Source organism: Ruegeria sp. HKCCD3925 (assembly GCF_057221175.1).
Genome location: NZ_JBWVBI010000001.1, coordinates 778799 through 791439 on the forward strand (window position 1 = coordinate 778799; position 12641 = coordinate 791439).

The window sequence follows — 12641 nt, forward strand, 5'->3', positions numbered from 1 at the left end:
GACACCGTCAGATTCGCGGGATAAGTGGATGGAATGGTTCAACAACCGACAAAACAGGATTGGAGCGGTGTTTTCACGCTGGGCCTCATCTGGGGCGGGACGTTTATGGTGGTTGCCATGGCGTTGGAAGGCTATGGACCGGTCACCGTGGCGACGTCGCGCACCACATTGGGTGCCGTTATGCTGCTGGTGCTGATGCGCCTTACCGGACGGCGTATTCCGAGTTTGACACCAGCCCTTTTGAGTTCGATTTTCTTCATCGGCATTCTGTCGACGGCGGTTCCCTTCATGCTGTTAAGCTGGGGGCAACAATTTGTCCCTTCGGCCTTTGCGGGTCTGTCCATGGCGGCGATTCCGCTGATGGTTCTGCCGCTGGCACATTTCTTTTCGGATGAGCCTATGAACCTACGGCGTCTGGTCGGCGTTTGCCTTGGCTTCTCTGGCGCGCTTGTGTTGATCGGGCCCGGTCTGGCGCAATTGGGTCAGGGTACGCAGCCACTGGCGCAAATGGCCTGCGTCACGGCAGCCTTGTGCTACGCCAGCTCGTCGATCCTGACCCGCCGCTGCCCGCCGATTGAACCGATGGCTCTGGCAGCCCTGACGCTGCTGGTTGGCGCAGTACTATTGATACCTATCATGCTGCTAACCGAGGGGCTGCCCTCGTGGCAGGGAACGCGCCCCAGTCTGGCCCTGATCGTTCTGGGCCTTGTCCCCACGGCCTTCGCCACCCTGCTGCGAGTATCCATCACCCGCAGCGCCGGGTCCGTCTTTCTGACGCTGGTGAACTATCAGGTGCCCGTTTGGTCGATGGTGTTCGGGGCCTGGATTCTATCCGAAGCCCTGCCGCTGCGGTTCTATATCGCGCTTGCCATGATCCTAACCGGGCTGGCAATCAGCCAGTGGTTCACTCTGCAGAAAATGCTACTGGGGCGTTAACCTGTCGCCGCCTCAACCTCGGATACGATCCCATCGACCACTTGGGTCAGCAGTGCGGCATCCTCGCATTCCGCCATCACCCGGATCAGAGGTTCCGTGCCCGATTTGCGGATCAGCAAACGCCCCTGCCCATTCAGACGCGCCTCAGCCTCGGAAATCGCGCTTTTGACGCTGGCCGCTTCCAGCGGGGCCTGCCCCGCGCTAAAGCGCACATTCTTCAGCAATTGCGGCACCGTCTCAAACTGGCGCGATAGGTCCGAGGCTTTCTTGCCGGATTGCACCATCTCTGCCAGAAAATGCAGCCCCGCCATCAGACCGTCGCCGGTTGTGGCATAATCGCTCATCACGATGTGACCTGACTGTTCGCCACCAAGATTGAAACCACCCTCGCGCATCCGTTCAACCACATAGCGGTCGCCAACGGCAGTCCGCTCCAGACGCAGCCCCTGCCCGGCCAGGTGCCGCTCCAACCCGAGGTTCGACATCACAGTGGCCACCAAGGCGCCGCCTTTCAGCTGATCCGCGCGGGACCACGCGGTCGCCAACAGAGCCATCAACTGATCCCCATCGGCGACAGCGCCAGTTTCGTCGATCACAACGACGCGGTCGGCATCCCCATCCAGACATATACCTACATCGGCGCCATGTGAAACCACGGTTTCGGCCGCAACACGAGGCTGGGTTGAGCCACATCCGAGGTTGATGTTCTTGCCGTTCGGCGCGATGCCGACCGGGATCACATCTGCTCCCAACTCCCAAAGAACTTCCGGCGCAGTACGGTGCGCGGCACCGTTGGCGCAGTCGATCACGACCTTCAGCCCATCCAAGCGCAGGTTGCGCGGCAGCGATGATTTCACGCGCTCGCCATAACGGAACCGCGCATCGTCGACCCGACGCGCACGACCAATATTCTGCGCCTGTGCGGGGCTTACGCCTTCTTCGATCAGCCGCTCGATCTCAATCTCGGCTTGATCGGACAGCTTGAACCCGTCCGGCCCAAAGAATTTAATTCCATTGTCGATCGCCGGATTGTGACTGGCCGAGATCATCACGCCCAGATCCGCGCGCATCGAGCGCGTCATCAACCCTACCGCAGGAGTCGGCACCGGCCCCAGCAGAAGCACGTTCATACCGGTCGAGGTCAAACCTGCCGTCAACGCATTTTCCAGCATATAGCCCGACAGCCGCGTATCCTTGCCAATAACAACGCGGTGTACGCCCGAGGCATCGCGGCGGAAATACCGCCCCACAGCGGCGCCAATTCGCAAAGCCATTTCCGCCGTCATAGGGTGCGTGTTGGCGGTGCCCCGCACCCCGTCGGTTCCAAACAGCTTGCGCATAAGTCGGTCTCCTGAAAATTCCTTTTGCCCGGATTACCGGACGGCGGCCCATAGACGCAAGGCCTGAGCCGTCTCGGCCACGTCATGTACCCGTACAATCTGCACGCCCTGTGATATTCCCGCCAGAGCAACCGCGATTGACCCCGGCGCGCGGGCATCCTTGCGCGGCTCTTTGCCGATCTGACCAATAAATCCCTTGCGCGAAACGCCCAGAAGGATTGGACAGCCCAGCCCGTGAAACAGGCTGAGATTGCGCAGAAGGGTCAGGTTGTGGTCCAGATTCTTGCCAAACCCGATGCCCGGATCGATGACAATCAAATCGCGGCTGAGCCCCAGTCCTTCAAGATGCGCGATTTGCCCCTCAAGGAAATCGTAAACATCCAGCAGAACATTGTCATAGTGCGGGTCATCCTGCATCGTGGTCGGATCACCCTGCATATGCATCACACAAACCGGAGCCTCAATCTGCGCGCAAAATGGTGCAAGTTTAGGATCGAAGGTAAATCCCGACACATCGTTGATCAGTCCTGCACCTGCCAGATGAGCCGCCTTGGCAACACCGGCCTTGCGAGTATCGATCGAGATCAACACATCCGTCTCGCCCCGAATTGCCTCAATCAAAGGGCGTGTGCGGGCAATCTCTTCGTCTTCAGGCACAAAATCAGCGCCCGGGCGCGTGGATTCGCCGCCAATGTCCAGAATACTTGCGCCATACGCTACCATGTCGGCGGCAGCGGTCCGAGCGGCCTCGACCGAGTTATACAGCCCCCCATCCGAGAAGCTATCCGGCGTGGCATTCAGAATGCCCATGATCTGCGTTCGTGCCATATCAAGCCCGGCAATCGCTGGACGCGCGCAGGTCAGACGATCCAGCTGTTCCTTTGGGATTTCAACGGCATCGACGATCTGGGTGCTTTGCCCGCGCTCAATCCGCTCGGCCTGTGAGAACCACAGCACCTGCCCTGCCAGTGGCACCGCCCCGTCGACGCGCGTGCTCCCATGCTGGACCAATGGGCGGTAATAGACGGTCACAGTTGCGCCTGCTCCACCGGAACTGCGCGCAATGGCGTTTTGGGGGCTTCGGGCAGGTCTCCGCCAATAACCAGCATCTCGCTGGCTTCAAAGGTTGCCGCGAACCAAGCAGCCAGCGCCACCGCGTCAGACGGCGCGGCTGAGGGGCCATCGACCGCATCCAGAACAATTTTGGAGGGTGCCCAAACACAGATCTGGCCGTTTTTCATCGCCCAATCCAGCTCGGTCCGGGTTGAAACGACCACGCAACGGTGATCGCGCGCAGCCAGAACCCAGGCGTTCTGTTCAATTGCCAACAGATCTATCCGGCGTTGGGTCATTGCGTGACCCGTCTGCGGCACATCCAGATCAGACGCCCCAACACACAGGATCAGCGGGCGCTGGCGATTCTCAAGCTGGTCGATCCAGCCGGTGAGATTACCTGATGAAATTGCTGCATTCGACAGAAAGACCAACCGTGGATGTGGCCTCTCTTCTTCGGTCACATCATGATGTACCGCATCCTTGCCGCGCACGATCTCGACGCCAAGCGCGCCAGGTCCACGATCCAGTTTTTCAATGCGAACAAAGGCTCTTACAGCCTGAGGCTCAAGCAGAATACGTTCCGCCACGCGATCTGCCAGTGTCTCGAGCAAATTTAGTCGCTCAGCAGCCAGCTCGAACGCAATCGCTTCGGTTACACGGTCGTAAGACAGAATACGATCCACGTCATCATCGATGGGGTCTGTCAGCGGACGCACCTCGACCACGATGTTAAAGCAGATCCGTTGCGTGGTACCGCGTTCGGCCTGAAACGCCCCGATCTCGACCTCAACGATGTGATCGCGCAGCGAAATGCGGTCCAGCGCACCGCGCGCGGCGGTAGCCTCGGACCGTTCGGACGGGTGCGCAAAGGCAAGACGGATTTCAGAGCTCATGCGGCGGACCTTTTCGGGCTCGGTGGACTGATGATCAGCCCACTTTAGGCGTTTCGCGGGCGTATAGCATCACAGCAAACGCCTTTCCAGCTACGGAATGCGGCGTTACGTGACCCGGAACCAGCTCATCATACCCGATGCCGCATGGCCAAGCATGTGACAATGCAACAGCCAGTTGCCCGGATTGTCAGCTACCAACGCTACCTGCCGCACCTGCCCTCGCTCGACTAGAACAGTGTCGCGCCACGGCCCTAGTGTACCGTCCTGCAGGATAATGCGAAAATGGTGTCCATGCAGATGCATCGCATGTGGAAACGCCGTTTCATTTGCGAATTCAATCCGATGAACTGATCCCAATCGCGCATCCAGAAACGGATCATCTGGCCGCTCCGCATATCCGTTCAAAGCCCAGAATCGTCCAAGCTGAGCCAACTCGCGCCCCGACAGCTCGGAATTGCCCAATTTGGCGCTCTCCAGCCAGCGCATTGCCCCCCCCTGCATCGTCATACGATGCAGAGGTGTATTCTGCAGTTCAATTTCGGGCATTCGGTTTGCTGGCAACGGTCTAACTTTTGCATCAGCAATACGCGATGCTACTCCGAACACATCAAATTTGACGAGTCCGTAAGCGCCATCCCGTTCTACACTCACAATACTTGCCGTCTGGCCGGATTCCGCTGAGACATCAACGATCAAGTCAACCCGCTGCGCAGGCGCCAAAGGAAAACTGCTCTCAACTCGCAATGGAACCTCAAGCGGCATACCGTCAAGCGCAACAATCCAACCAGCAAGCCCGTCGAGCGCTACGTCGAATACCCGGGCATTCGCGGCATTGATCACCCGCAATCGCAATCGTTCAGACGCCTGCACCGGATAAGAAGGGTCAAACTCTCCGTTCACCGTTACAATGTTGCCCAGCCGACCCGCATGGCTCAGATCATGACCATTGTCGAAATCGCTGGATATCTTTGCGCTCTCGGTGTCAAGGCGCCAATCGTCCAGCATTAAGGTCAGGTCCTGATCAACATCGGGTCCGCTGGCTTCTTCGACGATCAAAGGGCCATAAAGCCCACGCGCGACCTGCTCCATCGATTGGTTGTGCGCATGATACCAATAGGTTCCCGCATCCGGCACCACGAAATCATATTCAAAGCTGGAATCTGGCTGCACAACTTCCTGCGTCAGGCCGGGCACTCCATCCATCGCATTGTCGATCCGGATGCCATGCCAGTGAACGGTCGTTGGTTGCGGCAGCATGTTTACAAGCTTGCGGCGTACTCGAGCACCCTGCGGAACACGGATTTCCGCGCCCGGAACACCGCCGCCATAACTCCAGACCGGAGTTTCCGGATATCCCTGGGGCGCGATCTGCTGGAGGGAAGTCTGTGCCACCAGTTCGGTGGCAGATGCCATCGCCACGCGTGGTATCATCGACAAGGCCAGGGTCGATTGCAGAAACTGTCGGCGTGTTATGGTCATTGCGAGCCTCCTGGCTCGCAACATAGTTGGTAAAACGCCTGTTGCCAGCACCCTTCCAGCGCTGGTGCGTCAATCAGTTGCTGGCCGTGCGATAATTGTGCTTGTAGAAGATATGCACGCCAATACGCGCCGTTTCTTTATAAACGCGGGACCAGGACGGGCGCACTGCCTTGGTGTGGTAGTGCGTGGCACCTGCGGTCATCTCTTCAGCTACACCATCGATTGCGGCACGGGCGACTTTCGAAACGCGATCATAAGCACGTTTTTCGTTGATAATCTCTTTCTGCCCGTCACAGGTGTAGGTGAACTGGCACTGATATTTCTTGCCCGTTCCTTGCTTGATCACACCGCACAGTGAATCCGGAAAGCGACCGCTTTCAACCCGGTTCAGGATAACCTCGGCCACTGCAAACTGACCACGTACGCTTTCACCGCGAGCCTCGAAATACAGCGCTTCGGCAAGACAACGGAAATTTTCATCTCCGGTCGCCTTTGGCTGCTGGTCCAGCCAGGCTTTGGTGTAGGAGATTTCGACTTTTTCCGGCGCCTTACGCGGCTTAAACAGTTTCAGGTAATCGCGGAAGCTTTGTGCTGGCAACTCGTTACGTGTGACCAACTCAACAGATTTTGTATCGCCTTGCCTATCGGCAAAGGACAAACTCGGTAGCAAGGCTGCGGCCCCCACGGCAACAGCCACTATGTAGCGTCTCATCAGATAACCTCGCACAGGCACAAACGCGCCATACCCTCCCCCGGCGGGCGCGACGAGGCTAATACCCCAGACGAAGCGAGACGTCCAGTTCTGAAAAAAATGCAAGAGAAAAACCGCTCACGCCGCCAATTATTATCGACAGCGGAACGTTTCTTACGCCACTATTTCTAGGTAGGAGACAGTTAGTCAACCCCCAAGTTTGGACGAAATCGCCAGTTGAGCGGCAGACAGCCGAGCGACAGGAACCCGGAAAGGAGAACAGGACACATAGTCGAATCCAAGTGACCGGCAGATTGCGATTGATTCGGGGTTACCACCATGTTCGCCACAGACAGAAAGCGTAACGTCTGGTTGGGCTTGGCGCCCGCGCTCGGCCCCCAGCTTCAGCAATTCACCTACCCCATCTGCATCCAGAACGTGAAATGGATCTTCGCCAAACACGCCTTGGCGGACATATGCCGACATGAAGCGCCCCGCGTCATCGCGCGACAATCCGTAGGTCATCTGGGTCAGGTCGTTTGTTCCAAAGCTTAGGAAAGCGGAATGTGGCGCAATCTCATTCGCGCGCAGACAGGCCCGAGGCGTTTCCACCATCACTCCCAATCGATAGTCGAACTCCTGCCCCTGCTCCGAGGCAACCTCGGCCGCTACAGTATCGATGCGTGTTTTGACCAGTTCAACCTCGCGCTTGGCCGAGACCAGCGGGATCATGACCTCGGGCACGACAGGGGCACCTTCTTTGCTGGCCTCAACCGTCGCCTCGAAGATCGCGCGTGCCTGCATGTCGTAGATTTCCGGCACGGTGACACCCAGACGAACCCCGCGCAATCCCAGCATCGGGTTGTATTCGCTCATCGCCTCGACCCGACGTTCGACATCCGAGATTGGCAAATCCAGCGCCTCAGCCAGCTCGCGCTGACCAGTGCGCGTAGTGGGCAGAAACTCGTGCAAGGGCGGATCGAACAGGCGGATGCAGACCGGCTGCCCCTCCATAATCCGGAACAACTGCACAAAATCCTGCCGTTGCATCGGCAGCAACCGTTCCAACACAGCAGCGCGTCCAGATGGGGTCTGCGCAAAGATCATTTCGCGCATTACGGTCAAACGACCGGGATCGAAGAACATGTGTTCCGTTCGGCACAACCCGATCCCTTCTGCTTTGAAGTTTCGTGCAGTTTGCGCGTCAGCGGGTGTATCGGCGTTGGCGCGGATGGCGATGTCCCGCTCGGCATCGGCCCAGCTCATCAGTGTCTGAAAGCAATCATCCAGCGCCGCTTCAAGCATCTCGGGTTGTCCGGCCAATACCTGACCCGAAGTCCCATCGATGGTCAGAATATCGCCTGTCTTGAACACACGCCCATCCGGTGCACTTAGCAGCTTTTTCTTGGTCTGAAACCGCATTTCGGACGCGCCGACAATACACGGTAGACCCAGACCACGGCCAATCACCGCCGCATGGCTGGTGATCCCGCCCTTTTCGGTCAGAACAGCTACTGCGGCATGCATTCCGCGCACATCTTCGGGCGAGGTTTCACGGCGCACAAGAATACAGGGCTCCCCCCGCGCGGCGCTGGCCTGCGCTTCGGCAGCCGTAAAGACAATTCGACCGGTCGCTGCACCGGGGCTGGCCGCGATGGCTGTGGTCAGCACATCACGCTCGGCCTCAGGATGGACCTGCCGGTGCAGAAGTTCGTTCAGCGAATGCGGGTCGATCCGCATCACAGCCTCTTGCGGCGGAATGATCCCGTCTTCGGCCAAGCGCACCGCGATCCGCATCCCGGCCCGTGAACCACGCGGAACCCGCACGCCGTCCAGAATATGCACCTTGCCGTTCTGCACCACGAACTCAACCTGCATCTCTTCGCGCAACTTCTCACGCATCAGCGCGGCGTGGGTCTTGAGATCGGCGAACGCCTCGGGCGCCACATCCTCCAGCGACTGGCCGCGTTCATCCTTTTCCAGATACAGCGCAGCGACACCTTCCCCCAGCGCGTCGCGCCCCTGGCTCTGGCTCAGATACCGGCCCGTGATCTGGGGCATGCCTGTCGCAGGGTCAATCAGTTGCAATACGCCCGAGCCACATTCGCCCTGCCCGACGCCCGGGATCATCTCTTGAATCACCAGCCCCAAACCGGCATCCGCAGGTGCGCCCTTGGCCTGCCGCAGCAGCCGGGCCGACGTGCCATCCCAGGCACGCGCCATCGAGCGCAGAACACCAATCAGTTGCTCTCCTCGATCTTGCGGGAAGGCCTCGTCGGTTTCATCTTCATACGCCCGCAGGGACAAGCTCAGCCCTTCGCGCCCATCCGCATCGATGGTATCGAATACGTCAGGGTCCAGACGCGCAATATGGAGCGCATAGCTCTGCACAAACCGCAGATATAGCGCCGCCGCCGCATCCGCCCCCATTTCCGCAGACCGATCCAGATATCGGGCATCGTTCATGCCGATATTCAGCACCGCCCCCGGTCCACCCCAGTCAGGATCTTCCGAACTGGGCCGTACACACAGCAATGACTCGGCGTCGAACTGTTCCAGAATGGCCGCGATGTCCGGAATGTCGCCCTGGGCAATTCGCTGCACCGCGTCAAAAGAAAGGGCCACGGTCCGCGGCACCGGCATGTCCAGCCGGACCAGTCGTTGCAGGCACTTTGCCCGGCCACCATGGGTATTGGCGGCAACGGGCGCTTTTGGAGTGATAAGCGTGGTATGCGGATTATTCTGCACTGCGGCACCTTTTGGTTTCACCGCAGCATAAGCCCCTGCGCCCTTGGCGCAAGGGCGTTATCCCTCGATACGGGTCAGATCAGCAACGCTAGAGCAGACCTTGCGGATCTGGCTCAGCAGGTTCAGACGGTTGCGGCGCAGAATGTCATTATCGGTATTGACCTGCACGTCCTCAAAGAACGCATCCACCGGCCCGCGCAGTTCGGCCATTGCCGCCATCGCTGTCGGGAAATCCTCGGCCTTCAGAGCAGGATCGATCTTGGCCTCTGCCGCGTCAAGCGCTGCAAACAGTGCCTTTTCGCTGTCAGTTTCAGCAAACTTCACATCCGCGCCGTAAGAGTATTCGACTCCATCCTTCTCTTCCGCCTGAGACAGGATGTTGTTCGCACGCTTGAACCCCTGCACGAGGTTCTCTCCATCCTCGGTCGCAATCACCGCATTCAGAGCGCGGGCGCGTTTGACCAGCAGGTTGAGGTCGTCATTCCCCTCCATCGCGATACAAGCGTCGATGACATCATGGCGGATGCCCTCGTCTCGGAGGAAGACTTTGAGGCGGTCGTGGAAGAAAGAAAGAAGATCGTCAGACGCGTCAGGAACCTTTTTCTCAAGCTCAAGAAATGCTGCTGCGGGCGATCCTTCAAGCTTTTCTTTGACAGTATGGAATGAAGCACCAAAGACACCATGTTTTGCGATTTCTTCCAGGAGATCGCGGACATTCGCTTCGGGCAAAGCCTCATTGATAGCGCGTTCTGATCGAACCAGTTGACTATCGAAAAAACGGTCCAACCGAAGACGCAGATCATTATTCACGATTAGTCGAATTACCCCTAACGCCGCACGACGCAAAGCAAAGGGATCTTTCGAACCCGTGGGTTTCTCATCTATCGCCCAGAACCCGGTCAGCGTGTCCAGCTTGTCGGCTAGCGCGACTGTCACAGACAACGGTGCGGTCGGAACATCATCCGACGGCCCCAACGGCGAGTAATGTTCCTGCGCAACGGCGGCCACTGCGGCATCCTCGCCTGCCGCTTCGATGTAATACCGCCCCATAAGCCCTTGAAGTTCAGGGAATTCATAGACCATTTCGGAGTTCAGATCAGCCTTGGCCAAACGCGCGGCTTTCTCGGCCTGATCCGCATCCGCCCCGACCACAGGGGCCAGTTCTCGGGCCAGCGCGGCAATGCGGTCGATGCGTTCCGCCTGAGTGCCCAGCTTGTTGTGGAAAGTCACATTCTCCAACGCACGGGTCCATTGGGCGATGTCCGACTTGGCAACGCGCAGGTCGTTCTCCCAGAAGAATTTCGCATCGGCCAGACGGGCAGACAAAACCTTCTGGTTCCCCGCCAAAATGGTCGCGCCGTTATCGGCGGTCTCGCGATTGGCAACGGTAATGAAGCGCTCGATCCGCCCCGTCTTGGGGTTCTTCACAGAAAAGAACTTCTGATGCTCTTTCATCGAGGTCTGCAGTACCTCGGGCGGCAGCTCAAGAAACTCCTCGTCGATCTGCCCCATCAGCACAACGGGCCATTCGACCAGACCGGCAACTTCTGCCAGCAGACCCTTGTCGTCGACGACTTCCAGACCTGCGGCGAAGGCCATGTTCTGGGCATCGTTCCAGATATGTTCGGCGCGCTCTTCGGGCGACAGCACCACGAAGGCGCGTTTCAGCTTGGCGGCATAATCCTCGAACGAGTTCACCGTAAACCGGTTCGGGGCCATAAAACGATGGCCCTCAGTCGTATCACCGGACGTGATCCCTTCGATCGCAAGCGGCACGACCTGCGCACCTGCTTCATCGGTCAGGATGCACAGGATCGAGTGCAAGGGCCGTACCCACCGCATCGATCCAGCCCCCCAGCGCATGGATTTGGGCCAGGGGAAGTTTCGAATGGTAGCTTCTAAGACCTCGGCGATGATTTCAGCTGCTGGACGACCCGCCTTTTCAATGGTGGCGAAATACACTGCGCCTTTGGGCGTGTCGCGCTCTTCCAACTGGTCTCGGGTCAGTCCCGCGCCGCGCAGAAAGCCTTCGATGGCTTTGTCAGGCGCACCGACCTTTGGGCCTTTGCGTTCTTCGCGGATTGTCGGGCTTTCCGCCAGCAGGCTTTCAACCGCCAGCGTCAGGCGACGCGGCGTCGTCAGTGCAGCGGCAGAGGCATAGGTCAGACCGCCTTCGACCAGACCATCGGTGATCCGCTTTTTCAGGTCTTCACCGGCGCGGGTTTGCATGCGCGCGGGGATTTCCTCGGAAAACAGTTCGATCAGCAGGTCGGGCATTTTCGGTCCTTAGAAATTGACAATCGTCTGAATGACGATGGCATTGGCGATGTCCACAAAGAATGCGGATACAAGGGGCAGTACGATAAAGGCAATAGGCGACGGGCCATATCGCTTGGTTACGGCGGTCATATTTGCGATAGCTGTGGGGGTAGCACCCAGAGCGAACCCCCCGAACCCGGCGGCCAGAACGGCGGCGCGGTAATTCGATCCCATCAACGGAAACAGAACCCAGATCACGAACACCACGGCAAACAGGGTCTGAGCGGTCATGATCACCGCAATCGCAAGGCCCAGTTCGGCGATGGTCCACAGTTGCAGGCTCATCAGCGACATCGCCAGAAATGCACCAAGCGCGAATTCCGAGATCAGCGCCAGCGAGGGCGTGCGTGAGACCGGCTTGGCATTCGGCGCGAACATGGCGCGGAGATTGGCAATCACGATCCCCATGATAAGGCAGGGCACAAACAACGGCAGTTTCAGCCCTGCGGCGCTGATTGCTTCGCTCAGGATCGCGCCTGAAATGATCGCGAGGTTGAGGTACAGCAGCACCCGCATGATTGTCAGATGATCAATCTCGGATTTCTGGTCGACCTCATTGGGCAAACCCACCGTATGCTCTTCCCCGGGTCGTTCGGGGCTGAGCTTGCGCCCTTCGATCAGCAGCCGCGCAATCGGCCCCCCGACCAAAGCGGCCAGCACGAGACCCAATGTGGCCACGGCCACCCCCAACTCGGTTGCGCCACTCAAACCGGTGGCGCCCGCAACTTCGGGGGCCCAGGCGATCGCGGTTCCGTGCCCCCCGATCAGCGCAGCAGACCCGAACAGCACCCCGGCTTGCGCCGGATAACCGAACATCGCGGCCCCCACTGCGCCGATCACGTTTTGCGCAACGATGGTCAGAAGTGTCAAAATCAGAAGCAAAAGCAAAGGCTTGCCGCCCGCGATCAAATCGGACAGACGGGCATTTAGACCAATCCCGGCAAAGAACAGAACCAATAGAAAGTCTCGTGCGGTCAAGCCAAAGGATAGCTCAATGCCGAAACCAAGATACAGCGCCAATACCACGAGCGAGGCCATAAGGCCCCCGGTTACCGGCTCGGGGATGTTGAAGCTGCGCAATTGTGCGACACGGGCGTTGATCTCTGCCCCCAGCAGATAGACCGCAAAGCCCAGCGTTGCTGTCAGGAACTCCGGTATCTCAACGACCATCCCCATCTG

The 12641-nt window shown here is 58.7% G+C and carries 9 protein-coding genes; 1 reads left to right on the forward strand and 8 read right to left on the reverse strand.

Going from position 1 to position 12641, the window contains the following annotated elements:
• Positions 1-33 precede the first annotated feature (33 nt).
• The gene (locus AC2TEM_RS03875; RefSeq protein ID WP_170405007.1) at positions 34-936 is read left to right on the forward strand and encodes a DMT family transporter; all 903 of its coding nucleotides are present in this window, start codon (positions 34-36) and stop codon (positions 934-936) included.
• Here AC2TEM_RS03875 and glmM read toward each other — a convergent pair.
• The 8 genes from glmM to gltS all read right to left on the reverse strand — a co-directional run bounded on the left by glmM (position 933) and on the right by gltS (position 12638).
• Positions 933-2276 carry a phosphoglucosamine mutase gene (gene glmM, locus AC2TEM_RS03880; protein ID WP_170393497.1) on the reverse strand — a complete coding sequence of 448 codons (1344 nt, stop codon included), beginning with the start codon at positions 2274-2276 and terminating at the stop codon, positions 933-935. The two genes, AC2TEM_RS03875 and glmM, sit on opposite strands and share 4 nt — an antisense overlap.
• Positions 2277-2309: 33 nt before the next feature.
• A complete protein-coding gene (folP, locus tag AC2TEM_RS03885) occupies positions 2310-3308 on the reverse strand; it encodes a dihydropteroate synthase (RefSeq protein WP_170405004.1) in 999 nt (332 codons plus the stop codon).
• On the reverse strand, positions 3305-4225 hold the full coding sequence (locus tag AC2TEM_RS03890; RefSeq protein WP_170393501.1) for a dihydroneopterin aldolase: 921 nt from the start codon (positions 4223-4225) through the stop codon (positions 3305-3307). The genes folP and AC2TEM_RS03890 overlap by 4 nt, the downstream gene beginning before the upstream one ends.
• A gap of 105 nt (positions 4226-4330) precedes the next feature.
• A complete protein-coding gene (locus AC2TEM_RS03895; RefSeq protein ID WP_170421085.1) occupies positions 4331-5704 on the reverse strand; it encodes a multicopper oxidase family protein in 1374 nt (457 codons plus the stop codon).
• A 73-nt stretch (positions 5705-5777) separates the two neighbouring features.
• On the reverse strand, positions 5778-6416 hold the full coding sequence (locus AC2TEM_RS03900) for a cell wall hydrolase (protein ID WP_170393504.1): 639 nt from the start codon (positions 6414-6416) through the stop codon (positions 5778-5780).
• Between the two features lie 186 nt (positions 6417-6602).
• On the reverse strand, positions 6603-9164 hold the full coding sequence (locus AC2TEM_RS03905; RefSeq protein WP_170801236.1) for a pyruvate, phosphate dikinase: 2562 nt from the start codon (positions 9162-9164) through the stop codon (positions 6603-6605).
• 36 nt (positions 9165-9200) lie between these two features.
• Entirely contained in the window at positions 9201-11420 is a 2220-nt protein-coding gene (glyS, locus tag AC2TEM_RS03910; RefSeq protein WP_480856001.1) for a glycine--tRNA ligase subunit beta, read from the reverse strand.
• A 9-nt stretch (positions 11421-11429) separates the two neighbouring features.
• Entirely contained in the window at positions 11430-12638 is a 1209-nt protein-coding gene (gene gltS, locus AC2TEM_RS03915; protein ID WP_480856017.1) for a sodium/glutamate symporter, read from the reverse strand.
• Positions 12639-12641: the final 3 nt, after the last annotated feature.